Origin of the sequence: Ectopseudomonas oleovorans (genome assembly GCF_029845265.1) — a bacterium.
GTDB lineage: Bacteria > Pseudomonadota > Gammaproteobacteria > Pseudomonadales > Pseudomonadaceae > Aquipseudomonas > Aquipseudomonas oleovorans.
The window spans coordinates 1-22,729 of the sequence record NZ_JAOCLK010000027.1; the positions used below are offsets into that span (position 1 = coordinate 1).

Consider the following 22,729-nt stretch of genomic DNA (forward strand, 5'->3'; position numbering starts at 1 on the left):
TACGGGCGCTGAGCGCCGCCAACTTAAGGCGGGTCTGATGGGTAGATTTCAGGAAAGAGGGTACGCAACCCGCCGCGCTAAACGCGGCGGATAGCGCTGACGGCGGGGTTTACGGCGTGTTACGGCGCAGCTCGGCCACCTCGCTGCGCAGTGCGCGCAGCTCGTCGAGAATTGCCTGTTCGCGAGTTGCTGCGGCCTGCTCCTCGGCATTGGGCTCGTGGGTGCTCTGCATCGCGTTGACGATAACGGCGATGAACAGGTTGAGCATCATGAATGTCGCGACGAGGATGTAGGGCACGAAGAATAGCCAGGCCAGCGGATGCTGTTCCATCACCGGGCGCACGATGCCCATCGACCAGCTTTCCAGAGTCATTACCTGAAACAGGGTGTACAGGCTGGCGCCGATGTTACCGAACCACTCGGGGAAGCTTTCACCGAACAGCTGCGTGGCCATTACCGCCGCGACATAGAAGATCAGCCCCATCAGCATGACGATGCTGCCCATGCCTGGCAGTGAGGCGAGTAGCGCCTGCACCACCTTGCGCATGCTCGGATTGATCGATACCAGGCGCAGTACCCGCAGCACGCGCAAGGCGCGCAGTACCGCGAAGGGACCGCTGGCCGGCACCAGGGCGATGCCCACCACCAGGCAGTCGAACACCGCCCAGGGATCGCGCAGCAGACCGATGCCGCGCGCGGTGAAGCGCAGGGCCAGTTCGATGACGAAGCAGGCGAGGATCAGACTGTCGAGGATCAGCAGCGGCTTGCCCCAGTCAGCCATGATCGATGGCGAGGTCTGCAGGCCGAGAATGACCGCATTGATGATGATCAGCAGGGTTACCAGGCGCTGCATGGTGGCGCCGTCCATGACAGCGCCCAGGCGCTGACGCCAGTTGCTGGATGGGTTCAGTTCGAGTTCGTGCATGGGAGTCTGGCTATGGCTGTAGTGAGGCCTGGCAGGGCCCGCGTCGCAGTGGCCGGTCGGCGGGCGTGACGGCTTAGCGATCGTCGAGGGCGAAGGCAGTCAGGGTGAAGGTGGGAATGCCTGCGTCCTGCAGTTTCTGCGAGCCGCCCAGTTCCGGCAGGTCGATGATCGCGGCGGCCTCGAAGACCGCGGCGCGCATGCGTCGCACCAGGTTGGCTGCGGCGATCAGGGTGCCGCCGGTAGCGATCAGGTCATCGAAGATCAGTACCGAATCGCCTTCGCAGAGACTGTCGCTGTGCACTTCGAGGAAGGCTTCGCCATATTCGGTCTGGTAGCCCTCGCTGAGCACGTCAGCCGGCAGTTTGCCCTGCTTGCGAAACAGCACCAGCGGCTTGTTCAGTTCATAGGCGATGATCGAGCCGATCAGGAAGCCACGCGCATCCATGGCGCCGATATGGCTGAATTCAGCCTCCACATAGCGCTGGATGAAACTGTCGGCGACCATGCGCAGGGCGCGCGGCGACTGGAACAGCGGGGTGATGTCGCGAAACACCACGCCCGGTTTTGGGAAGTCCGCTACCGGGCGGATCAGGGTCTTGATGCTGAATTCGTCAAAGATCATCGTGGGGTCCTAATGCGTTGAGCCCGCGAACTCGTGCGAACTCAAACGTCGAGATTGCCGCCGGCCAGAGCACACAGTTCGATCGGGTCGAGAATGTGCACTTCCTTGCCTTCGGCTTCGAGCAGCTTGTTCTGTTGGAAGCGGGTAAATACGCGAGACACCGTCTCCACCGCAAGGCCCAAATAGTTACCAATTTCGTTACGCGACATGGCCAGGCGGAACTGGTTGGCCGAGAAACCACGGGCGCGGAAGCGGGCGGAGAGGTTGACCAGGAAGGTGGCGATGCGTTCGTCCGCGGTCTTCTTCGACAGCAACAGCATCATCTGCTGATCGTCGCGGATCTCGCGGCTCATGATACGCATCAGTTGGCGGCGCAGCTGTGGCAATTGCAGGGCCAGGTCATCGAGGCGCTCGAAGGGAATCTCGCAGGCCGAGGTGGTTTCCAGCGCCTGTGCCGATACCGGGTAGCGCTCGCCGTCGACCCCGGACAGGCCGACCAGCTCGCTGGGCAGGTGGAAGCCGGTTATCTGCTCCTCACCGCCATCGCTCAGGCTGAAGGTCTTCAGCGCACCGGAGCGTACGGCGAATACGGAGCCGAAGGAGTCACCCTGACGGAACAGGAATTCGCCTTTTTTCAGCGGCCGACCACGCTTGACGATGTCGTCGAGGGCGTCCATGTCTTCCATGTTCAGCGAGAGCGGCAGGCACAAGCTGGCCAGGCTGCAATCCTTGCAATGGGCTTGATGCTGCTTGTGCAGCTTGATGCTCTCGGACATCGTTCAACCTCCTTATAGATACGCAATGGCGCTTAGGGTACAGCAGGGGCGGGTTTGCGACCAGCTATGCAAGCCTGACTGCTTGCCCAAGTTTGATCCCGGTCTGCCGATGTGACCCTGACATGATAGATCAAGGCAGGGAGCAGGGTAATGCGCATCGCTTCGCTGGGTTCACTGAACAATCTGGCTCAGGGTGTTCAACGACAGTTCAGCACGGCTGAACGAACTGCGCAGGAGAGTCGCGAAGGATTGCGCGTGAGCCTGTCCGAGCTGGGCAAGGGCATGTCGACCAGGTCTGAGAAGCATCAAGATATCGACGATAGCGACCTGCCTCAGGCGATCAGGGATCTGCTCAAGATGATCCGCGAGTTGCGTGCGCAGATCGTCGAGAAGCAGGCGCAGATCGAGGCCGTCATGAGCGACCAGAGGCTTGACGCCGAGGGCAAGCGTCAGCAGTTGGAAGGGCTGCAGACCGAGCTGGCGTCGCTCAACAGCGCATTGACTGCGGCCAATGCCAACCTGATCAAGCTCATGCGTGAGAACGGCCTGTCGAATGAGCAGATGCAGAGCGCCGCCACGCTGGCGATGGGGTGATATGCCAGCCAGTGACGGCGTTCCGTCACTGGCGCAGGCTGCTCGTGTTCAGATCACCCGAGAAAAACGCTGGCGTACCTGATCGTTGAGATAGCGGTCGAAGAGCATGCATAGCGAGCGCACTAGCAGGCGTCCGGCCGGGCGCACTTCAATACCCTGAGCGTCGAGACTGATCAGGCCGTCAGCCGCGAGTTGCTCCAGTTCGGGCCATAGGGCGCAGAAATAATCACGGAACACCACGCCATGCGTTTGCTCGATGTCGGCGAAGCGCAGTTGGAAATGGCAGATCAGTTGCTGAATCACGGCGCGACGCAGGCGGTCGTCGGCATTGCAATGCAGGCCTCGACGAGTTGCCAGTTGGCCGTTGCCCAGGGTCTGCTGATAACTGGTGATATCGCTGTCGTTCTGGCTGTACAGATCGCCGATCTGGCTGATGGCGGATACGCCCAGGCCGATCAGGTCGCAGTGGCCGTGGGTGGTGTAGCCCTGGAAGTTGCGTTGCAGCGTGCCTTCTTCCTGGGCGATGGCCAGTTCGTCATCGGGCAGGGCGAAGTGGTCCATGCCGATGTAGCGATACCCAGCGCGCGTCAGCTGCTCGATGCTGGCCTGCAGCATGGCCAGTTTGTCGCCCGGACTGGGAAGGTCATCGTTGTTGATGCGCCGTTGCGGCATGAAGCGTTCCGGCAGGTGCGCATAGTTGAACAGTGACAGGCGATCCGGTTGCAGGGCGATGACCTCGGCCACGGTGCGCGCGAAGCGCTCCGGGGTCTGTTTGGGCAGGCCGTAGATCAGGTCAATGTTCACCGAGCGGAACTGCAGGGTGCGGGCCGCCTCGACAATGGCGCGGGTCTCTTCCAGGGTCTGCAGGCGGTTGACCGCGCGCTGCACCTCGGGGTCGAGATCCTGCACGCCGAGGCTGACACGATTGAAGCCCAGTTCACGCAGCAGGCCCATGGTCGACCAGTCCGCCTCGCGCGGGTCGATCTCGATGCTGTAATCGCCGGAATCGTCATCCAGCAGGTTGAAGTGCTGGCGCAGGTGCTGCATCAGGCGGCGCAGCTCGTCATGGCTGAGGAAGGTTGGCGTGCCGCCACCGAAATGCAGTTGCTCGATTGGCTGGTTGCGATCGATGTAGCGGCTGATGATCTCGATTTCCCGCTCGAGCTTTTCCAGATAAGGCAAGGCGCGGCCACGATCCTTGGTGATGACTTTATTGCAGGCGCAGTAGTAGCAGATGTGCGCGCAGAACGGCACGTGCACGTACAGCGACAACGGGCGTCCGGCCTTGCGGCTGTCGCGCAGAGCGTGCAGCAGGTCGAACGGGCCGATATCGTCGTGAAACTGCACGGCAGTCGGGTAGGAGGTGTAGCGCGGGCCGGCGAGATCGTAGCGGCGGATCAGGTCGGCGTCCCACTGGATGGCTTTGAGCATGGGGAATAATCCTGGACAGGCTGTGTGGCCAGTCTAGGGATGCACGTAGGTGGCAGCCTTGACCTGAATCAAGGGCACGTTGAGCACTGGAGGTGTTGTCGCGGCGTAGCCCAATGAAATCCGGGGATGCTGGGTACCTTGCTCCCGGATTACATCCGGCTACGCCTCAGTGCCCCATCAGCCAGTGCTGGTGTGGGCCGGGCAGGGTCCAGATGCCGAACAGGATGACCAGCAGGCCACCCGCCATGCGCACGCCGCGCTTGCGTAGCAGGGTTGTGATGCGTTCTGCTGCCAGCCCGGTGGCCAGCAGCACCGGCCAGGTGCCCAGGCCGAACGCCAGCATCAGCAGGGCGCTGTTGACTGCATTGCCCTGGCTGGAGGCCCACAGCAGGGTGCTGTAGACCAGCCCGCACGGCAGCCAGCCCCAGAGACTACCCAGCACCACTGCCTTGGGGATGCTTGTGACCGGCATGAAGCGGCGTGTCAGGGGTTGAATGTGTCGCCACAGGCCACGGCCCAGTGCTTCGATGCGCGTCAGGCCGCTCCACCAGCCGGCGAGATAAAGACCCATGGCGATCAGCAGCAGCGCCGCCAGCGTGCGCATGATGACCTCGGCCTGGCTGCCGGCCACGACCCAGCCGGCCAGCCCAAGGAGCAAGCCTGCCAGCGCGTAGCTGAGGATGCGCCCGAGGTTGTAGGCCAATAGCAGTTGCAGGCGTCTGCTGCGTTGTTCGGGGGGAATCGCCAGGGTCAGGGCGCCCATCAGGCCGCCGCACATGCCCAGGCAATGGCCGCCGCCGAGCAGGCCGAGAACCAGCGCCGATACCAGCAGTGGCGCCAGTTCAGGCATCGGGCTTGTCCTGCCTGTTCTGCTCTTCGACCTGTTCGACGCCAGCCTTGTGCAATGGGTCTTCGTCGTCGAACAGAATGCTGTGTGCCGGCCCGTCGAGGTCGTCGTACTGGCCGCTGTCCACCGCCCAGAAGAACAGCCAGATGGCGAAACCGACCAGGCCGATGGCGACGGGGATCAGGATGTAGAGGGCGGACATGCGGTCTCCATGGAGGCGTCTGGGGAGGAGCGAGCATCGCGAGCGAAGAAGCGGTTCGCGAGCAGAGCTCGCTCCTACGTGTTCGGGGTGCGACTCAGGCGCAGGGCGTTGAGCACCACCAACAGCGAGCTGAGCGACATGCCCACGGCTGCCCAGATCGGCGTGATCCAGCCCAGGGCGGCGAAGGGCAGTACCAGGCCATTGTACAGCGTCGCCCAGGCCAGGTTCTCGATGATGATACGGCGCGTGCGCTTGGCCAGCTTCAGGCCATCGACCAGGCTGCTCAGGCGGTTCGACAGCAACACGGCGTCGGCGCTGGTTTTCGCCAGGTCGGAGGCCGAGCCCATGGCCACGCTGATATCGGCAGCCGCCAGCACCGGTACGTCGTTGACGCCATCGCCAAGCATCAGCACGCGGCGGCCTTCGCTGTGCAGCTGTTTGAGTACCACCAGTTTGGCATCCGGAGTCAGGCCGCCACGGGCATCTTCGATGCCCAGTTGACGGGCTACTTCGGCCACCATCGGCGAGCTGTCGCCAGACAGCAGATGGATATGCCAGCCACGGCTGCGGGCGGCGGCGATCAGGTCCGGCGCGTCTTCACGCAGGCGGTCGTCGAGGACGAACCAGGCCAGTGGCCCCTGTTCGTCGCCCAGCAGCAGCCATTGGCCGTGCTCGCTGGCAATCGCTGGTACGGCCTGGCCGCTCAGGGCGCAAACGAAGCTGGCCTCGCCGATGCGCAGCAGGCGGCCATCGACCAGGCCCTGCAGGCCTTGCCCGGGATGGCTGTCGACAGACTGCGCTGCGCGAGGTGCTTGGCTGAACGCACGGGCGATGGGGTGTTCCGAACGGTTTTCCAGTGCGGCGGCCAGCGCCAGGCAATCGCCCTGGTCGAGATCGCGCAGCGGATGGATGGCCTTGAGCGTCAGGCGGCCTTCGGTCAGCGTACCGGTCTTGTCCAGCACCAGGGTGTCGATCTGGTTCAGGCCTTCGAGCACATGGCCGCGGGTCAGTAGCATGCCCAGTTTATGCAGGGTGCCGGTGGCGGTGGTCAGCGCTGTTGGGGTGGCCAGGGCCAGTGCGCAAGGGCAGGTGGCCACGAGCAGGGCGAGCACGACCCAGAAAGCGCGGCTGGAGTCGATCTCCCACCAGGCGTAGCCGACCACGGCAGCAGCCACGAGGATGAACAACAGAAACCATTGCGAGACGCGGTCGGCGATCTCTGCCAGGCGCGGTTTCTCGCTCTGCGCGCGTTCCAGCAGGCGGACGATGGCCGACAGGCGCGTGGCATCGCCCAGCGCCTGCACCTCGACGGTCAGCGGGCCTTCGACATTCAGCGTGCCGGCAGTGACGCCGTCGCCGATGCCGCGTGCCTGAGGCAGGTATTCACCCGTCAGCAGTGACTCGTCGACGCTGGACTGGCCGGCAAGGATGCGCCCGTCAGCGGGAATCAACGAACCGGGCTGCACCAGCACCTGTTCGCCGACCTGCAGTTCGCGCAGCAGAATGCGCTGGCTCTGACCGTCGGCATCCAGACGCAGGCAGGACGCCGGCAGCAGCTTGACCAGTTGCGCGGTGGCGGCGGCGGTGCGTTCGCGCGCACGCCGCTCCAGATAGCGGCCGGCGAGCAGGAACAGGGCGAACATGCCCACCGCGTCGAAATACAGCTCGCCCTGGCCGGTGATGGTCGACCAGATACCGGCGACATAGGCGCCGCCGATGGCCAGCGAGACCGATACGTCCATGGTCAGGTGGCGTGTGCGCAGGTCGCGCAGGGCACCGCGGAAGAACTGGCCGCAACAGTAAAAGACGATAGGTGTGGTGAGGAACAGGCTGGTCCAGCGCAGGATCTTGTCCAGCTCCGGCGACAGGTCGATGTTGAATTCCGGCCAGGTGGCCATGGTCGCCATCATCACCTGCATCCACAGCAACCCGGCCACACCCAACTCGCGCATGCGCCGGCGATTCTCCGCAGCCATGCGCTCGGCCGCCTCGTCGGCGCGCCAGGGGTGGGCGGCGTAACCGATGCGGCGCAGTTCGGCGAGCAGCTTGCTCAGGGCGATCTGGCTGTCCTGCCAGCGCACCTGCAGGCGATGGTTGGACAGGTTCAGGTGCGCTTCGGCCACGCCCGGCACGCCGCGCAGGTGCTTCTCGATCAGCCAGCCGCAGGCCGCGCAGCTGATACCTTCGATCAGCAGTTGGGTTTCGCTCAGTTCGCCCTCGTGCTGGACGAAGGGCTGCTGCACATCGCTACGGTCATACAGCGCCAGTTCATCCGGCAGGGCGGCGGGCAGTGCCTGCGGGTTGGCCGCGTTCTCGCTGCGATGGCTGTAGTAATGCTCCAGGCCACCGGCAACGATGGCTTCGGCCACGGCCTGACAGCCGGGGCAGCACATTTCGCGGGTCTGGCCGAGCACGTCGGCACGGAACTGGCTGCCGGCGGGCACCGGCAGGCCACAGTGATAGCAGGGAGTAGGGGCGGGCATCGGCAGGGTCAGTAGGAGGGATTGTCACCGATCATGATGGTCTGGCCATCGGCGATGGTTTCTTCCTCGAACAGGCGCCAGTTCTGGCTGCCTTCCTGGCCGAGCAATTCGACGAAGCGGCGACCGCTGACCTGATCGACCATCTGACCACGGTAGTGACCGTCAGCAGTGGGTTGCAGGATCACCCGGCGGTCACGTTCCGGCTGGGTCGGCGAGATCAGGTTGAGCACGATCTGCTGTGGTCTGCTGTTGCCCTCCAGCGACAGGGTGGCGACGCCGGTGGTGTTGTCCAGCACCAGCTTGCCATGCAGTTGCAGGCGCTCGGCCAATTTTTCGCGCTCCAGCGACTGGTTGATGCCCTTGCCGACATCGTAATAGTCGTCGGAGATCAGCCCTGGCGGATTCTTCGTGGCGATGGTCAGCAGGGTCAGGCCCTGCACTACCGAGTAGCCCAGCAGGAACAGGATGAACCAGGGCCAGAACTGCTTGTACCAGGGTTTGACTGGCGATGGGGTTTGCTCGGTCATGCGTTTTCCGTTGTTAGTGGAGGCTTGGGCCGATGAAGCGGCTGTCGGCGTCGTTCTTGATGCTGGGGTCATCCGCGGATTGTACGTGGAAGACGATGTTGTTGGTGCTCGACGGTAGCTTTTCCGGCGCGATGGACAGCTCGACCGGGAAGGAATACACCTCGCCAGCCAGGGCCCGTACTTCGCGCTTGCCTTCGTAGACCAGGCCGTCGAGACCGTCGACGGTGATCACGTAGGTCATGTCGCGCTGCGCCTTGTTCATGATCTTCAGGGTGTAGACGTTCTCGATGTAGCCGCGCTCGTTCTCGCGGAACAGTACGCGATCCTTGAGCACGTCCAGTTCCACCAGCGGACGAGTGGCCACAGCCCAGGCGAACAGGCCGATCATGGCGACCAGCGCGACAGCGTACCCGATCAGGCGCGGGCGCAGCAGACGGGTCTTCTGGCCGGACAGGTTATGTTCAGTGGTGTAGCTGATCAGCCCCTTGGGATAGTTCATCTTGTCCATGATGTCGTCACAGGCGTCGATGCAGGCGGCGCAGCCGATGCACTCGATCTGCAGGCCGTCGCGGATATCGATGCCGGTCGGGCAGACCTGCACGCACATTTTGCAGTCGATGCAGTCACCCAGGCCCTGTGCCTTGTAGTCGGCGTCCTTCTTGCGCGGACCACGCAACTCGCCACGACGTGGGTCGTAGGAGACGATCAGGGTGTCCTGGTCGAACATCACGCTCTGGAAGCGCGCATAGGGGCACATGTAGATGCATACCTGCTCGCGCAGGTAGCCGGCGTTGCCGTAGGTGGCGAGGGTGAAGAAGCCGATCCAGAAATAGGCCCAGCCACTGGCCTGGCCGGTGAAGATCTCGATTACCAGCTCGCGTATGGGCGTGAAATAGCCGACGAAGGTGATCGCTGTGAGCAGCGAGACGCCAACCCAGATACCGTGCTTGGCCGCCTTGCGCCCGAGTTTCGCGCCGCTCATGGGCTGCTTGTCCAGCTTCATGCGCTGGTTGCGGTCACCCTCGGTGACCTTCTCCGCCCACATGAAGACCCAGGTGAATACGCTTTGCGGGCAGGTGTAGCCGCACCAGACACGCCCGGCGAACACGGTAATGAAGAACAGGCCGAAGGCGCAGATGATCAGCAGCCAGGACAGCAGCATGAAGTCCTGCGGCCAGTAGGTGGCGCCGAAGATGTGGAACTTGCGCTCCGGCAGATTCCACCACACCGCCTGGCGGCCTTCCCAGTTCAGCCAGACGGTGCCGAAGAACAGCAGGAAGAGCAGGGCGCCGCCAGCGAGTCGCAGATTACGATACAGGCCAGTGAACGCGCGGGTGTAGATCTTCTCGCGGCTGGCGTAGAGATCGACGCCGGCATTCTTGGCAGAGGAAGGAGGGGTGACGTCCTGGACGGGTATCTGTTCGCTCATCAATGCATACCAAAGCGGTGGGTGGCAGCCCGGGCCGATGCGTGCCGGTCAGGGTCAATTCACGGTCGCTATATGGTACGCCTGAAAGACAACGCCCGGGTGCGACCAGCAGTCGCGACCCGGGCGTTCATTGACCCTTGTCAAAAGTGTCGTTGTGCGCTTACTGCTCTTGAGTCTGATGCGACAGGCTGTACACGTAGGCTGCCAGCAAGTGCACCTTGTCGTTGCCGAGGAACTCTTCTTGGGCTGGCATGTTGCCGTGACGACCGTAACGAATGGTCTGCTGCAGCTGCGCGTAGCTGCTGCCGTAGATGAACGCAGCCGGGTTAGTCAGGTTCGGCGCACCCATGGCGGCCATGCCCTTGCCGTCTGCACCGTGGCAGGCGAAGCAGGTGCCGGCGAAAACCTTCTGGCCCGCTTCGATATCCGCTTCTACGCCTTCCGGCAGTTCACGACCGGCCAGTTCGGTGAGCACGTAGGCGGCGACGTTGCGTACACCGTCTTCGCCGATGGCCGGGCCTTGAGCCGGCATCGCGCCCTGACGGCCCTTGAGGATCGAGGTCTTGATGTCTTCCGGCTCGCCACCCCAGCGCCATTCGTTGTCGGTCAGGTTGGGGAAGCCGTAGCTGCCCTTGGCATCGGAACCGTGGCAAACCGAGCAGTTGGAAGCGAACAGGCGGCCACCCATTTTCAGGGCCTGCTCATCCTTGGCCACTTCCTCGATCGGCATGGCAGCGTACTTGGCGAACAGCGGGCCGTATTGCTCATCGGCACGCGCCATTTCCTTCTCCCACTGGTGCACGCCGGTCCAGCCAGAGTAGCGCATGGAGCCGTCAGCGATCTGCACGCCAGCAGTGAAAGGCGTTTGCTTCTTGCTGTCGACGTAGTCGTAGCCCGGCAGCAGACCTTTGAAGTTACCCAGGCCCGGATACAGGGCGAGGTAGCCGAGGGCGAAGACGATGGTGGCGACGAACAGCATGAACCACCACTTCGGCAGCGGGTTGTCATACTCCTCGATGCCGTCGAAGCTGTGCCCGACGGTTTCCTCGGTGACGTCTTGGCGTTGGCCCTTACGGGTGCCGAAGATCAGCCAGGTCAGTGCGAAGATGGTGCCCAGCGACAAAATTGTTACGTACCAACTCCAGAATGTGGTCATTGGTTATTGCTCCTGGAAGAGTCCTGATCGCTCTTGGACTCGGGCTTGGGGTCGTCAGCGAAGGGCAAGTTGGCAGCTTCGTCGAAGCTCGATTTGCGCTTGCTGCTGTAAGCCCAGAGCACTACGCCGATGAAGGCGATGAAAACCACCGCCGTGCCGATGCCGCGAATCATCCCGATGTCCATAGCGTCTTACCGTTTGTTCTTGATGGAAGTGCCGAGAACCTGCAGGTACGCGATCAGCGCGTCCATTTCGGTATTGCCTTTGACGGCATCGCGGGCACCGGCGATATCTTCGTCGGTGTAGGGGATGCCGAAGCCGCGCATGACTTCCATCTTCTTGGCGGTGTCGCGGCCGTCGAGCTTGTTCTCCACCAGCCATGGGTAGGCGGGCATCTTCGACTCGGGCACGACGTTACGCGGGTTGTACAGGTGAGCGCGATGCCACTCGTCCGAGTAACGGCCGCCGACGCGGGCCAGGTCCGGGCCGGTGCGCTTGGAGCCCCACAGGAAGGGGTGATCCCAGACGCTTTCGCCAGCGACGGAGTAGTGGCCGTAACGTTCGGTCTCGGCACGGAACGGGCGAATCATCTGCGAGTGGCAGCCAACGCAGCCCTCGCGGATGTAGATATCGCGACCTTCCAGTTGCATGGCGGTGTAGGGCTTGAGGCCTTCCACCGGCTCGTTGGTGACGTCCTGGAAGAACAGCGGGACGATCTGGGTCAGGCCACCGATGCTGACGGCAATTACCATCAGCAACGCCATCAGGCCGATGTTTTTCTCGATGATTTCGTGTTTCATCAGTGAGCGCCCCCTTGAACTGCGGGAATCTGCGCGGCCGCTTCGTACTCAGCCGGCTTGGCGGCGCGCACGGTGCGCCAGGTGTTGTAGGCCATCAGCAGCATGCCAGCGACGAAGAAGGCGCCGCCGATCATGCGCACGACAAAGCCTGCGTGGCTGGCTTCCAGCGCTTCGACGAAGGAGTAGGTGAGGGTGCCGTCTTCGTTGACCGCACGCCACATCAGACCCTGGGTGATGCCGTTGACCCACATCGAGGCGATATACAGCACGGTGCCGATGGTAGCCAGCCAGAAGTGGGTGTTGATCAAGCCGATGCTGTGCATCTGCTCGCGGCCGAACACCTTCGGAATCAGGTGATACAGCGAGCCGATGGAAATCATCGCTACCCAGCCGAGGGCGCCGGCGTGTACGTGGCCGATGGTCCAGTCGGTGTAGTGCGACAGGGCGTTGACGGTCTTGATCGCCATCATCGGGCCTTCGAAGGTCGACATGCCGTAGAACGCCAGCGACACGACCAGGAAACGCAGGATCGGGTCGGTACGCAGTTTGTGCCAGGCACCGGACAGGCTCATCATGCCGTTGATCATGCCGCCCCAGCTCGGAGCCAGCAGAATCACCGACATGGCCATGCCCAGGGACTGCGCCCAGTCAGGCAGGGCAGTGTAGTGCAGGTGGTGCGGGCCGGCCCAGATGTACAGGGTGATCAGCGCCCAGAAGTGCACGATGGACAGGCGATACGAGTAGATCGGACGCTCGGCCTGCTTGGGTACGAAGTAGTACATCATGCCCAGGAAGCCGGTGGTCAGGAAGAAGCCTACGGCGTTGTGACCGTACCACCACTGGATCATCGCATCGGTCGCGCCGGCATAGGCCGAGTACGACTTGAACAGGCTCACCGGCATGGCGGCGCTGTTGACGATGTGCAGCATGGCGGTCACGAGAATGAACGCACCGAAGAACCAGTTGCCCACATAGATGTGCTTGGTCTTGCGCTTGGCGACTGTGCCGAAGAACACCACGGCATAGATAATCCAGACGATGCCCAGGAGGATATCGATCGGCCACTCAAGCTCGGCGTATTCTTTGCTGCTGGTGTAGCCCATCGGCAGGGTGATCACCGCGAGCACGATGACCGCTTGCCAACCCCAGAAGGTGAAGGCAGCCAGACCGTCGGAGATCAGGCGCGTCTGACAGGTGCGCTGGACCACGTAATACGAGGTCGCGAACAGTGCGCATCCGCCGAAGGCGAAGATCACCGCGTTGGTATGAAGCGGACGCAGACGGCCGAAGCTGGTCCACGGCAGGCCAAGGTTTAGTTCCGGCCACACGAGTTGTGCGGCGATGAACACGCCTAGACCCATCCCAATGACCCCCCAGATCACCGTCATAATGGCGAACTGGCGGACCACCTTATAGTTATAAGCAGTCTGACTGATTGCTGTGCTCATGCTAGGGGTTCCACGGTTAATGGAGTTTTATGGGGCAAAAATCGGCGGCAAGTATGGAGAAAGCAGGTAGCCATTGCAACGCAACATACCGACGCGAACCGGGTTTCAGAGCGTTTCACGGGGCGTTCGAGTCGACCCGGGGAGCGGCTCTGTGTGCTTTTGGCGCAATCATTTTGCGCAGCGCTAAGAATGGATCGCCTTGGAGTTGTGGCAGGTGGCGACTGAAAAGCAGCTTAGCCCAGATCAAGGAGGTTGCAGGGCTATTGGTCGGCAGGTGCGACACTGGGTCGCACACTTATATAAGGAGGGAGCCGGCGACCTTGCTGCGGTCGCCGGTAAAGCCGTGGATTACTTGTCTTCGCCCTGGCTCAGCTTGAGCACGTAAGCGGCCAGCAGGTGAGCCTTGTCGTTACCGAGAAAATCACCCTGAGCCGGCATGTTGCCGCTGCGACCATAGCGAATGGTCTGTTGCAGTTGGGCGAAGCTGCTGCCGTAGATGAACGCGCTGGGTTGAGTCAGATCCGGTGCGCCCATCATCGGCATGCCGGTGCCGGCAGGGGTATGGCAGGCGGCGCAGAGGGTGGAGAAGATCTGCTTGCCGGCGGCGATGTCCGCTTTCGTGCCCTCGGGCAGCTCACGACCACCCAGTTCGGTGAGCACATAGGCCGCGACGTTACGCACGCCATCTTCGCCGATCATCGGGCCTTGTGCCGGCATTACGCCCATGCGGCCATGCATGATGGAGGCTTTGATGGTTTCCGGCTCACCGCCCCAGCGCCAGCTGTTGTCCGTCAGGTTGGGGAAGCCGTAGCTGCCCTTGGCATCCGAGCCATGGCACACCGAGCAGTTGGAAGCGAACAGGCGACCGCCCATCTTCAGCGCGCGCTCGTCCTTGGCCACTTCCTCGATGGGCATGGCGGCATATTTGGCGAAGATCGGGCCATACAGCTCATCGGCACGATCCATCTCACGCTGCCACTGGTTGACCTGGGTCCAGCCGTCCTCATAGCCCGGCAGCAGGCCCTTGAAGTTACCCAGGCCCGGGTAGAGCAGCAGGTAGCCGACGGAAAACACCAGGGTGCCGAGGAACAGCATGAACCACCACTTCGGCAGTGGGTTGTCGTACTCCTCGATGCCATCGAAGGCGTGGCCCATGGTCTGCTCGGTCGGGTTCTTGTGCACTTCGCTCTTGCGGGTGGCGAAGATCAGCCAGAACAACGCGACCAGCGAACCGACGGTCAGCAGGGTGATGTACCAACTCCAGAAGGTGGTCATGCGTGGGTCCTCGAAACGGCGGGCTTGGGCTCATCAGCGAAGGGCAGGTTGGCCGCTTCGGTGAAGGCGTCGCGGCGTTTGCCGCTGTAGGCCCAGAGGGTGACGGCGGTGAAGGCGATCAGCACCAGCACGGTGCCTATGCCGCGCAGGATTCCGATATCGATAAACTCGAACATGGCGCTCACCTCTTGTTCTTCACGGCGGTGCCAAGCACCTGCAGGTAGGCGACCAGGGCGTCCATCTCGCTCTTGCCCTTGACCGCATCGCTGGCGCCGGCGATGTCTTCTTCGCTGTAGGGCACGCCCAATGTGCGCAAGGCGCTCATCTTCTTGGCCGTGTCCTTGCCATCGAGGCTCTGTTCGACCAGCCAGGGGTAGGCGGGCATGATCGACTCCGGCACGACGTTGCGCGGGTTGTACAGGTGGGCGCGATGCCACTCGTCCGAGTAGCGACCGCCGACGCGGGCCAGGTCCGGGCCGGTACGCTTGGAGCCCCACAGGAAGGGGTGATCCCAGACGCTTTCGCCAGCGACGGAGTAGTGACCGTAGCGCTCGGTCTCGGCGCGGAACGGGCGGATCATCTGCGAGTGGCAGCCGACGCAGCCTTCACGGATGTAAATGTCGCGGCCTTCCAGTTGCAGGGCGGTGTAGGGCTTCATGCCTTCCACCGGCTCGTTGGTGACGTCCTGGAAGAACAGCGGGACGATCTGCGTCAGGCCGCCGATGCTGACCGCCAGGATCATCACCAGGGCCATCAGGCCGATGTTCTTCTCGAGAATTTCGTGTTTCATCAGTGGGCTCCTTCTACCGAGAACTGCGCAGCGGCTTCCATCTCGGTGGATTTCGCGCTACGTACGGTCAGCCAGACGTTCCAGGCCATCAGCAGCATGCCGGCGAAGAAGATGGCGCCACCGATCACCCGTACCACGAATCCGACATGGCTGGCTTCCAGCGATTCGACGAAGGAGTAGGTGAGGGTGCCGTCTTCGTTGACTGCGCGCCACATCAGACCCTGAGTGATGCCGTTGACCCACATCGAGGCGATGTACAGCACGGTGCCGATGGTGGCCAGCCAGAAGTGGGTGTTGATCAGCGCGATGCTGTGCATCTGCTCACGGCCGAACACCTTGGGAATCAGGTGATACAGCGAGCCGATGGAGATCATCGCTACCCAACCCAGAGCGCCGGCGTGTACGTGGCCGATGGTCCAGTCGGTATAGTGGGACAGCGCATTGACCGTCTTGATGGCCATCATCGGACCTTCGAAGGTGGACATGCCGTAGAACGCCAGCGACACCACCAGGAACCGCAGGATCGGGTCGGTACGCAGCTTATGCCAGGCACCGGACAGGCTCATCATGCCGTTGATCATACCGCCCCAGCTTGGTGCCAGCAGGATCACCGACATGACCATGCCCAGGGACTGCGCCCAGTCCGGCAGGGCCGTGTAGTGCAAGTGGTGCGGACCGGCCCAGATGTACAGTGTGATTAGCGCCCAGAAGTGCACGATGGACAGGCGATACGAGTAGATCGGACGCTCGGCCTGCTTGGGTACGAAGTAGTACATCATGCCCAGGAAGCCGGTGGTCAGGAAGAAGCCCACGGCGTTGTGGCCGTACCACCACTGGATCATCGCGTCGGTCGCGCCGGCATAAGCCGAGTACGACTTGAACAGGCTCACCGGCATGGCGGCGCTGTTGACGATGTGCAGCATGGCGGTCACGAGGATGAACGCACCGAAGAACCAGTTGCCCACATAGATGTGCTTGGTCTTGCGCTTGGCGACTGTGCCGAAGAACACCACGGCATAGGTAATCCAGACGATGCCCAGGAGGATATCGATTGGCCACTCAAGCTCGGCGTATTCTTTGCTGCTGGTGTAGCCCATCGGCAGGGTGATCACCGCGAGCACGATGACCGCTTGCCAACCCCAGAAGGTGAAGGCCGCCAGCTTCGGAGCGAACAGCGTGGTCTGACTGGTGCGTTGCACCGCGTAGTAACTGGTGGCGAACAGGGCGCAGCCACCGAAAGCGAAGATCACCGCATTGGTATGCAGCGGGCGCAGACGGCCGAAGCTCGTCCACGGTAGGTTCAAGTTAAGTTCGGGCCAGGCCAGCTGGGCAGCGATGAATACGCCGAGTCCCATGCCGACGATGCCCCAAACCACCGTCATAATGGCGAACTGGCGAACCACCCTGTAGTTATAGGCGGAACGGGTTGTTGTGTTCATGTCTGGGCTTCCATCCACGGTTATGGCAGAGCGGCCGATAACCGTGGCGCCCGCAGGCATGAGCAAGCCACGGACACCACGGATATCGACGCGAGGCAAGCATGAGCAAAGGGCCATCTGGGTTTATTGACGCCGGTCAATGTGAGCAGGGACTACCCTGGCTGTGGGACGAACCGCCGCAGGCGGCATCGAGCACGCTGATCCTCGCGCACGGGGCCGGCGCGCCGATGGACAGTCCGTTCATGCAGACCATGGCTCAGGGTTTGGCGGCACGCGGCGTGCGTGTGGTGCGCTTCGAGTTCGCCTATATGGCGCAGCGACGGGTGGATGGGCGCAAGCGCCCGCCCAATCCGCAGGCGCAACTACTGCAGCAATGGCGCGAAGTGCATGCGCAGGTGCGCCAACGAGTCTCAGGGCCGCTGTCCGTCGGCGGGAAATCCATGGGCGGGCGTATGGCCAGTCTGCTGGCTGACGAGTTCGGCGCCTCAGCGCTGATTTGTCTGGGCTATCCCTTCTATGCCGCCGGCAAGCCGGAAAAACCGCGAGTGGCCCATCTCGCCGAGCTGCGTACGCCGACGCTGATCATCCAGGGGGAGCGCGATGCATTGGGCAATAAGGAAACCGTTGCGGGTTACGAGCTGTCAGCGGCCATCGAGTTGCACTGGCTGCAGGCTGCCGATCATGACTTAAAGCCATTGAAGGCATCCGGCTTCAGCCATCAGCAGCATCTCCAGACGGCTGTCGGGGTGATCACGGCTTATCTTGGTGCGGGCTGAGGAAGAGCTTCGTACGCTTGCCCGCAGCTCTTGATCCGGATTTCATTGGGCTACGAAGCCAACGCATCCCAGGCTTCAATCAACGAACAGGTCGGGTACCAGGCTGCCGCCAGCGGGATCGAAACGGTACTGCTCGAAATCGCTGACGCCCTGTTCGCGCAGGATGTCCTCGTCGATCAGCAGGCGCCCGGTGAGGCTGCGGCCTTCGCTACTCAGGATCGCATGCGCCGCATCGGCCATGATCGCCGGGGTGCGTGCCCGCTTGAAGGCGTCGCGGCTGCCCAGCTCGAATTCGATGGCGGCGGTGGCGATCATGGTCTTCGGCCACAGCGAGTTGACGCTGATGCCGTACTTCTTGAACTCCTCGCTCATGCCCAGGGTAAGCATGCTCATGCCGTACTTGGTGACGGTGTAGGGGCCGTGCTGGGCGAACCACTTGGCGTCGAGGTTCAGCGGCGGGGAGAGGTTGAGGATATGTCCGCCGGCGCTCTTCTTCAGATAGGGCAGGGCCGCCTGGCTACAGACCATCACCGCACGGGTGTTGATCTGGTACATCAGGTCGAAGCGCTTGGGTTCGAGCTTCTCCACGCCCACCAGCTTGATCGCGCCGGCGTTGTTGACCAGGGCGTCGATGCCGCCGAAATGTTCGGTGGCCTGGGCCATGGCAGCTGCCACAGCCTGTTCGTCACGGACATCCAACTGCAGGGCCAGCGCCTTGCCGCCTGCGGCCTCGACCTCGGCAGCGACGCTGAAGATGGTGCCTTCCAGTTTCGGGTGTGGCTCGGCGCTCTTGGCCGCGATGACGATGTTGGCGCCATCGGCGGCGGCCTTGAGGGCGATCTCGCGGCCGATGCCACGGCTTGCGCCGGTGATGAATAGGGTCTTGCCGGAAAGTGACATGGGCGTGCTCCTTCTTGTTGTCATGGGGCTGTGGGAAGGGCCGGGCGGCGATCCGCTTTAGCCGCGATGAACGACGCTCGCGGCTAAAGCCCCTCCCACGGTGATGTGGTCAAACTTCGGCGGCTTCGATTTCCACCAGCAACTGGCGATTCTTCACCTGATCGCCCTGACTTACGCCGACGCGGCGGACGATGCCATCGACGCCAGCCTTGAGCGGGTGCTCCATCTTCATCGCTTCCAGCACCACCAGCAGTTGTCCTTTGCTCACGCTGCCGCCTTCGGCGACCAGTACGTCGACGATGGCTCCATCCATCGGTGCCTTCACCGCGCCGCTGCTGGCGGCGTTCTGCCCGCCGGCCGGCTCGTGGGTGACATCCACTAATTCCAGGTTGCCATGCTCACCATACAGCCACAGGCGTTTGCCTTCGATGTGGTAGGCCTGGCGGCGGCGCACGCCATCCAGTTCCAGGGTCAGCCAGCGGCCGTCGCTGGCCAGCAGGCGCAGGGACAGCTGTTCTTCGCCGCGACGCACGCAAAGGCGCGCTTGGGTACCGCTGGCGATCACATTCAGCTCCACGGTGTGCTTGTGCTCGCCCTGCTTGAGGACGAAACGCCAGGGCGCGCTGCCGGCGCTGCGCCAGCCGGACAGGCCGGGCTGGTGTGCACGGGCGTCGGCCGAGATCTGGTAGAGCAGGGCGGCGGCCATGGCCAGTTCGGCCAGGCTGGCGGTGTGTGGGTGCAGGCTGGGGTCATCCGCGAAATGCTCGGCGATGAACGCCGTGGTGGCATTGCCGGCCGCGAACTCCGGATTCTTGAGCAGGTTGGCGAGGAAGCGCTGGTTACCGTTGACGCCCAGCAGCACGCACTGCTCGACCGCACGCACCAGCTTGCGCCGGGCTTCGTCGCGGGTTTCGCCGTAGGTGATGACCTTGGCCAGCATCGGGTCGTAGAAGGGGGTGACAACCTGGCCCTCGACCAGGCCGTGGTCGATGCGTACGCCGGCCAGCAGCTCGGGCTCCCAGCGCAGCACCTGGCCGGTTTGCGGCAGGAAGCCAGCGGCCGAGTCCTCGGCGTACAGGCGTACTTCCATGGCGTGGCCGGTGAGGCGGATGTCGTCCTGCTGCAGCGGCAGGGGCTGGCCTTCGGCGACGCGAATCTGCCAGGCCACCAGATCCTGGCCGGTGATCAGCTCGGTAACCGGGTGCTCGACCTGCAGGCGGGTGTTCATTTCCAGGAAGAAGAATTCGCCGCTGGCATCGAGCAAAAATTCCACGGTGCCGGCGCCGACGTAGTTCACCGAGGCTGCCGCCTTGACCGCCGCTTCACCCATGGCCTTGCGCAGCTCCGGCGTCATGACCGGGCAGGGCGCCTCCTCGACTACCTTCTGGTGGCGGCGCTGCACCGAACAGTCACGCTCGCCGAGATAGACGATAGTGCCGTGCTGGTCGCCGAAGACCTGGATTTCCACGTGGCGTGGGCGGATCACCGCGCGTTCGAGAATCAGCTCGCCGGAACCGAAGGCGTTCTGTGCCTCCGAGCGGGCGGTGCGGATCTGCCCCAGAAGCTCGCATGATTCATGCACCAGGCGCATGCCACGGCCGCCGCCACCGGCGCTGGCCTTGATCATCAGCGGGTAGCCGATACGCTCGGCTTCGCTGGCCAGGGTGTCGTCATCCTGGGCGGCGCCTTCGTATCCGGGAATGCAGGGCACGCCGGTTTCGAGCATGGCGATCTTGGACAGGCGCTTGCTACCCATCAGGTGGATGGCTTCCACGGTCGGGCCGATAAAGACGATGTCGGCGGCTTCACAGGCGCGGGCGAAATCGGCGTTCTCGGAGAGGAAGCCATAGCCAGGGTGGATGGCGTCGGCGCCGGTCTTGCGCGCGGCTTCGATGATGGCGTCGATACGCAGGTAGGACTGGTTGACCTGGGCCGGGCCGATGCATACGGCTTCGTCGGCGATCTGTACATGGCGGGCATCGCTATCAGCCTCGGAGTACACCGCCACGGTGCGATAGCCGAGTTCGATGGCGGTGCGCATTACCCGGCAGGCGATCTCGCCGCGGTTGGCGATCAGGATCTTGTTGAATGCGGGCATCTTTGTGCTCCTGCTGTGCATAGCCGGATGCAATCCGGGGAATCATTTTGGCGAGCGTTTCCGGATTGCATTGGGCTACGGTCTGTCGATTTTGTTGTAGGAGCCAGCTTGCTGGCGATCCTGGTTCGAGCTGATCGCGAGCAAGCTCGCTCCTACCGTTGCTGGTGTGGTTACTGCGCCCACTTCGGCTTGCGCTTCTGCACGAAGGCCATGGTGCCCTCGACACCCTCGGCGCCAGTCACGGCGGCGGCGAACTGTTCGGCGGCGCGGTCGAGCAGCGGACCGAGGGCTTCGCGTTCGCTGGCCAGCAGCAGGGCTTTGGTCTGGGCGTTGGCCTGCGGCGCACACTGGCGAATCTGTTCCAGGGTCTCGTCCAGGCGCTGTTGCAGGGCGGCGTCACCGTCCTCGCAGTAATGCACCAGGCCCAGGCGCAGGGCCTCGGCACCGTCGAAGCGGGCAGCGGTCAGGGCCAGGCGGCGCGCCTGGGTCAGGCCGATGCGGTGCACGACGAAGGGAGCGATCTGCGCCGGGAGAATGCCCAGCGTAGTTTCCGGCAGGCCGAACTTGGCGCCGCTGGTGGCGATGGCCACATCGGATACGCAGGCCAGGCCGAAGCCGCCGCCCAGCACGGCGCCTTCCAGCACGGCAATCAGCACCTGTGGCGCGGCCTGGGCCTCTTCCAGCAGTGCGCCGAAGGCGCGGTTCAGCTCACGGTAGGCGTCGCCTCCCTTGGCGCGGGCGCCGGCCATGTCCTTGATATCGCCGCCGGCGCAGAAGTGGCCAGCGGCACCGCGCAGAACGAGTGCACGCACGTTCGGATCATGGCGCACGGCTTGCAGGGTGGCGCGCAGTTCGCCGACCATCGCCAGGCTCATGGCGTTGCGGCTGTCCGGGCGGTTGAGGGTGACGTGCAGCACGCCACCGACGGAGTTCAGCTGCAGGGTTTCGCAGTGGGGCAGATCATTCATCGCATAGCCTCGGTGTAGGGCGGGTGAAACCCGCCGCAACGGTATGAGTGGCAGGTCAGCCTTTCTTTTTCCCTGGCAGGATGCCCATCAGCTTGCAGATGATGCCGAGCATGATTTCGTCGGCGCCGCCGCCGATGCTCACCAGGCGCACGTCGCGGTAGGCGCGCGACACCGGGTTGTCCCACATGAAGCCCATGCCGCCCCAGTACTGCAGGCAGGCGTCGGACACTTCGCGGCCCAGGCGGCCGGCCTTGAGCTTGGCCATCGACGCCAGCTTGGTCACGTCGCGCCCTTTCACGTACTGCTCGGTGGCCTGGTAGACCAGCGCGCGCAGGCACTCGATCTCGGTTTGCAGCTCGGCCATGCGGAAGTGGATGACCTGGTTGTCGATCAACGGCTGGCCGAAGGTGTGGCGCTGCTTGCAGTAGTCGATGGTGGTGTCGACGCAGTGTTCCAGACCCTTGATCATGTTGGCCGCGCCGAACAGGCGCTCTTCCTGGAACTGCAGCATCTGCATCATGAAACCGGCGCCTTCTTGGCCGATGCGATAGCGCTGCGGCACACGCACGTTGTCGAAGAACACCTGGGCGGTCTCGGAGCTGCGCATACCGAGCTTGTCCAGGTGCGGGCTTACGGTGATGCCGGGCGTCTTCATCGGCACCACGATCAGCGACTTGTTGACGTGCGGCTTGTCGTCACTGGTGTTGGCCAGCAGACAGATGAAGTCGGCCGACGGCGAGTTGGTGATCCACATCTTGCTGCCGTTGATCACGTAGTCGTCGCCGTCCTTGCGCGCGGTGGTCTTCAGGCCCGCCACATCTGAGCCGGCGCCGACCTCGGAGACGCCGATGCAGCCGACCATCTCGCCGGTGATGGCCGGGCGCAGGAATTCTTCGCGCAGCTCGTCGGAGCCGAAGCGGGCCAGGGCCGGGGTGCACATGTCGGTTTGTACGCCGATGGACATCGGGATGCCGCCGCAATGGATGGTGCCGAACTCTTCAGCGGCGACGATGGAGTAGCTGTAGTCCAGGCCCATGCCGCCGAATTTCTCCGGTTTGGAGATGCCCAGCAGGCCCAGCTCGCCGGCCTTCTTGAAGATGTCGTGGATGGGGAAACGGCCTTCCTTTTCCCACTCATCGACGTGCGGGTTGATTTCCTTGTCGACGAAGTTGCGAACGGTGCGGCGGAGTTCTTCGTGTTCTTGGGTGAAGATCATTGTTGTTGTGCTCCGTATCGAATGGGT

23 protein-coding genes are annotated in these 22,729 nt (G+C 63.1%); 2 read left to right on the forward strand and 21 right to left on the reverse strand.

All coding sequences use genetic code 11. The features are described 5' to 3' along the window. Positions 1-109: 109 nt before the first annotated feature. From N5J71_RS14390 to fnr, 3 genes are all read right to left on the reverse strand, one after another. Positions 110-925, reverse strand: coding sequence for an ion transporter (locus tag N5J71_RS14390; protein WP_279917117.1), 816 nt, complete (start codon positions 923-925; stop codon positions 110-112). A gap of 73 nt (positions 926-998) precedes the next feature. Continuing rightward, on the reverse strand, positions 999-1,547 hold the full coding sequence (locus N5J71_RS14395; RefSeq protein ID WP_279917118.1) for an adenine phosphoribosyltransferase: 549 nt from the start codon (positions 1,545-1,547) through the stop codon (positions 999-1,001). A gap of 41 nt (positions 1,548-1,588) precedes the next feature. Beyond that, positions 1,589-2,323 (reverse strand): fumarate/nitrate reduction transcriptional regulator Fnr, encoded by a 735-nt coding sequence (fnr, locus tag N5J71_RS14400; protein ID WP_074861268.1) that lies wholly within the window; start codon positions 2,321-2,323, stop codon positions 1,589-1,591. Between the two features lie 150 nt (positions 2,324-2,473). Between fnr and N5J71_RS14405 the strand changes: the two genes are divergently transcribed. Then, complete coding sequence (locus tag N5J71_RS14405; protein WP_003460977.1) at positions 2,474-2,917, forward strand: hypothetical protein; 444 nt, start codon at positions 2,474-2,476, stop codon at positions 2,915-2,917. Positions 2,918-2,965: 48 nt separating this feature from the next. Here the strand turns inward: N5J71_RS14405 and hemN are convergent, their stop codons facing one another. From hemN to ccoN (N5J71_RS14475), 14 genes are all read right to left on the reverse strand, one after another. Continuing rightward, positions 2,966-4,348, reverse strand: coding sequence for an oxygen-independent coproporphyrinogen III oxidase (hemN, locus tag N5J71_RS14410; protein WP_279917119.1), 1,383 nt, complete (start codon positions 4,346-4,348; stop codon positions 2,966-2,968). A gap of 166 nt (positions 4,349-4,514) precedes the next feature. Continuing rightward, positions 4,515-5,198 carry a sulfite exporter TauE/SafE family protein gene (locus N5J71_RS14415; RefSeq protein WP_279917120.1) on the reverse strand — a complete coding sequence of 228 codons (684 nt, stop codon included), beginning with the start codon at positions 5,196-5,198 and terminating at the stop codon, positions 4,515-4,517. Then, on the reverse strand, positions 5,191-5,397 hold the full coding sequence (gene ccoS / locus N5J71_RS14420) for a cbb3-type cytochrome oxidase assembly protein CcoS (protein ID WP_003460980.1): 207 nt from the start codon (positions 5,395-5,397) through the stop codon (positions 5,191-5,193). Before ccoS ends, N5J71_RS14415 begins: the two co-directional genes overlap by 8 nt. Positions 5,398-5,471: 74 nt before the next feature. After that, the gene (locus tag N5J71_RS14425; protein WP_279917121.1) at positions 5,472-7,880 is read right to left on the reverse strand and encodes a heavy metal translocating P-type ATPase; all 2,409 of its coding nucleotides are present in this window, start codon (positions 7,878-7,880) and stop codon (positions 5,472-5,474) included. Positions 7,881-7,888: 8 nt separating this feature from the next. Continuing rightward, on the reverse strand, positions 7,889-8,407 hold the full coding sequence (locus N5J71_RS14430; protein ID WP_257598031.1) for a FixH family protein: 519 nt from the start codon (positions 8,405-8,407) through the stop codon (positions 7,889-7,891). Between the two features lie 13 nt (positions 8,408-8,420). After that, positions 8,421-9,836 (reverse strand): cytochrome c oxidase accessory protein CcoG, encoded by a 1,416-nt coding sequence (ccoG, locus tag N5J71_RS14435; RefSeq protein WP_279917122.1) that lies wholly within the window; start codon positions 9,834-9,836, stop codon positions 8,421-8,423. Positions 9,837-9,996: 160 nt separating this feature from the next. Further along, a complete protein-coding gene (gene ccoP, locus N5J71_RS14440) occupies positions 9,997-10,992 on the reverse strand; it encodes a cytochrome-c oxidase, cbb3-type subunit III (protein ID WP_279917123.1) in 996 nt (331 codons plus the stop codon). Beyond that, positions 10,989-11,177, reverse strand: a complete 189-nt coding sequence (locus N5J71_RS14445; RefSeq protein ID WP_090428479.1) for a cbb3-type cytochrome oxidase subunit 3 — start codon at positions 11,175-11,177, stop codon at positions 10,989-10,991. Before N5J71_RS14445 ends, ccoP (N5J71_RS14440) begins: the two co-directional genes overlap by 4 nt. Positions 11,178-11,183: 6 nt before the next feature. Next, positions 11,184-11,792, reverse strand: coding sequence for a cytochrome-c oxidase, cbb3-type subunit II (gene ccoO / locus N5J71_RS14450; RefSeq protein WP_017677204.1), 609 nt, complete (start codon positions 11,790-11,792; stop codon positions 11,184-11,186). Further along, positions 11,792-13,240, reverse strand: a complete 1,449-nt coding sequence (ccoN, locus tag N5J71_RS14455) for a cytochrome-c oxidase, cbb3-type subunit I (RefSeq protein ID WP_279917124.1) — start codon at positions 13,238-13,240, stop codon at positions 11,792-11,794. Before ccoN (N5J71_RS14455) ends, ccoO (N5J71_RS14450) begins: the two co-directional genes overlap by 1 nt. Before the next feature lie 348 nt (positions 13,241-13,588). Further along, the gene (ccoP, locus tag N5J71_RS14460; protein WP_279917125.1) at positions 13,589-14,515 is read right to left on the reverse strand and encodes a cytochrome-c oxidase, cbb3-type subunit III; all 927 of its coding nucleotides are present in this window, start codon (positions 14,513-14,515) and stop codon (positions 13,589-13,591) included. Further along, the gene (locus N5J71_RS14465) at positions 14,512-14,691 is read right to left on the reverse strand and encodes a cbb3-type cytochrome oxidase subunit 3 (protein ID WP_279917126.1); all 180 of its coding nucleotides are present in this window, start codon (positions 14,689-14,691) and stop codon (positions 14,512-14,514) included. The genes ccoP (N5J71_RS14460) and N5J71_RS14465 overlap by 4 nt, the downstream gene beginning before the upstream one ends. A 5-nt stretch (positions 14,692-14,696) precedes the next feature. After that, a complete protein-coding gene (ccoO, locus tag N5J71_RS14470) occupies positions 14,697-15,305 on the reverse strand; it encodes a cytochrome-c oxidase, cbb3-type subunit II (protein ID WP_128578977.1) in 609 nt (202 codons plus the stop codon). Further along, complete coding sequence (gene ccoN, locus N5J71_RS14475) at positions 15,305-16,744, reverse strand: cytochrome-c oxidase, cbb3-type subunit I (RefSeq protein WP_279917127.1); 1,440 nt, start codon at positions 16,742-16,744, stop codon at positions 15,305-15,307. The genes ccoO (N5J71_RS14470) and ccoN (N5J71_RS14475) overlap by 1 nt, the downstream gene beginning before the upstream one ends. A 101-nt stretch (positions 16,745-16,845) precedes the next feature. Here ccoN (N5J71_RS14475) and N5J71_RS14480 point away from each other — a divergent pair, with 101 nt between their 5' ends. Next, positions 16,846-17,520: an alpha/beta family hydrolase gene (locus N5J71_RS14480; RefSeq protein ID WP_279917128.1), complete on the forward strand. Its 675-nt coding sequence runs from the start codon at positions 16,846-16,848 to the stop codon at positions 17,518-17,520. Between the two features lie 75 nt (positions 17,521-17,595). Here the strand turns inward: N5J71_RS14480 and N5J71_RS14485 are convergent, their stop codons facing one another. The 4 genes from N5J71_RS14485 to atuD all read right to left on the reverse strand — a co-directional run bounded on the left by N5J71_RS14485 (position 17,596) and on the right by atuD (position 22,702). Then, positions 17,596-18,420: an SDR family oxidoreductase gene (locus N5J71_RS14485; protein ID WP_279917129.1), complete on the reverse strand. Its 825-nt coding sequence runs from the start codon at positions 18,418-18,420 to the stop codon at positions 17,596-17,598. A gap of 109 nt (positions 18,421-18,529) precedes the next feature. Further along, entirely contained in the window at positions 18,530-20,518 is a 1,989-nt protein-coding gene (locus N5J71_RS14490; protein ID WP_279917130.1) for an acetyl/propionyl/methylcrotonyl-CoA carboxylase subunit alpha, read from the reverse strand. Between the two features lie 170 nt (positions 20,519-20,688). Beyond that, the gene (gene atuE, locus N5J71_RS14495) at positions 20,689-21,486 is read right to left on the reverse strand and encodes an isohexenylglutaconyl-CoA hydratase (RefSeq protein ID WP_279917131.1); all 798 of its coding nucleotides are present in this window, start codon (positions 21,484-21,486) and stop codon (positions 20,689-20,691) included. Positions 21,487-21,541: 55 nt separating this feature from the next. Next, positions 21,542-22,702 carry a citronellyl-CoA dehydrogenase gene (atuD, locus tag N5J71_RS14500; protein ID WP_279917132.1) on the reverse strand — a complete coding sequence of 387 codons (1,161 nt, stop codon included), beginning with the start codon at positions 22,700-22,702 and terminating at the stop codon, positions 21,542-21,544. Positions 22,703-22,729 lie beyond the last annotated feature (27 nt).

Excerpts from the sequence above, each read along its gene's own strand:
- N5J71_RS14390 (WP_279917117.1), bottom strand. The coding sequence starts at position 925 with ATGCACGAACTCGAACTGAACCCATCCAGCAACTGGCGTCAGCGCCTG.
- N5J71_RS14395 (WP_279917118.1), bottom strand. The coding sequence starts at position 1,547 with ATGATCTTTGACGAATTCAGCATCAAGACCCTGATCCGCCCGGTAGCG.
- fnr (WP_074861268.1), bottom strand. The coding sequence starts at position 2,323 with ATGTCCGAGAGCATCAAGCTGCACAAGCAGCATCAAGCCCATTGCAAG.
- N5J71_RS14405 (WP_003460977.1), top strand. The coding sequence starts at position 2,474 with ATGCGCATCGCTTCGCTGGGTTCACTGAACAATCTGGCTCAGGGTGTT.
- hemN (WP_279917119.1), bottom strand. The coding sequence starts at position 4,348 with ATGCTCAAAGCCATCCAGTGGGACGCCGACCTGATCCGCCGCTACGAT.
- N5J71_RS14415 (WP_279917120.1), bottom strand. The coding sequence starts at position 5,198 with ATGCCTGAACTGGCGCCACTGCTGGTATCGGCGCTGGTTCTCGGCCTG.
- ccoS (WP_003460980.1), bottom strand. The coding sequence starts at position 5,397 with ATGTCCGCCCTCTACATCCTGATCCCCGTCGCCATCGGCCTGGTCGGT.
- N5J71_RS14425 (WP_279917121.1), bottom strand. The coding sequence starts at position 7,880 with ATGCCCGCCCCTACTCCCTGCTATCACTGTGGCCTGCCGGTGCCCGCC.
- N5J71_RS14430 (WP_257598031.1), bottom strand. The coding sequence starts at position 8,407 with ATGACCGAGCAAACCCCATCGCCAGTCAAACCCTGGTACAAGCAGTTC.
- ccoG (WP_279917122.1), bottom strand. The coding sequence starts at position 9,836 with ATGAGCGAACAGATACCCGTCCAGGACGTCACCCCTCCTTCCTCTGCC.
- ccoP (WP_279917123.1), bottom strand. The coding sequence starts at position 10,992 with ATGACCACATTCTGGAGTTGGTACGTAACAATTTTGTCGCTGGGCACC.
- N5J71_RS14445 (WP_090428479.1), bottom strand. The coding sequence starts at position 11,177 with ATGGACATCGGGATGATTCGCGGCATCGGCACGGCGGTGGTTTTCATC.
- ccoO (WP_017677204.1), bottom strand. The coding sequence starts at position 11,792 with ATGAAACACGAAATCATCGAGAAAAACATCGGCCTGATGGCGTTGCTG.
- ccoN (WP_279917124.1), bottom strand. The coding sequence starts at position 13,240 with ATGAGCACAGCAATCAGTCAGACTGCTTATAACTATAAGGTGGTCCGC.
- ccoP (WP_279917125.1), bottom strand. The coding sequence starts at position 14,515 with ATGACCACCTTCTGGAGTTGGTACATCACCCTGCTGACCGTCGGTTCG.
- N5J71_RS14465 (WP_279917126.1), bottom strand. The coding sequence starts at position 14,691 with ATGTTCGAGTTTATCGATATCGGAATCCTGCGCGGCATAGGCACCGTG.
- ccoO (WP_128578977.1), bottom strand. The coding sequence starts at position 15,305 with ATGAAACACGAAATTCTCGAGAAGAACATCGGCCTGATGGCCCTGGTG.
- ccoN (WP_279917127.1), bottom strand. The coding sequence starts at position 16,744 with ATGAACACAACAACCCGTTCCGCCTATAACTACAGGGTGGTTCGCCAG.
- N5J71_RS14480 (WP_279917128.1), top strand. The coding sequence starts at position 16,846 with ATGAGCAAAGGGCCATCTGGGTTTATTGACGCCGGTCAATGTGAGCAG.
- N5J71_RS14485 (WP_279917129.1), bottom strand. The coding sequence starts at position 18,420 with ATGTCACTTTCCGGCAAGACCCTATTCATCACCGGCGCAAGCCGTGGC.
- N5J71_RS14490 (WP_279917130.1), bottom strand. The coding sequence starts at position 20,518 with ATGCCCGCATTCAACAAGATCCTGATCGCCAACCGCGGCGAGATCGCC.
- atuE (WP_279917131.1), bottom strand. The coding sequence starts at position 21,486 with ATGAATGATCTGCCCCACTGCGAAACCCTGCAGCTGAACTCCGTCGGT.
- atuD (WP_279917132.1), bottom strand. The coding sequence starts at position 22,702 with ATGATCTTCACCCAAGAACACGAAGAACTCCGCCGCACCGTTCGCAAC.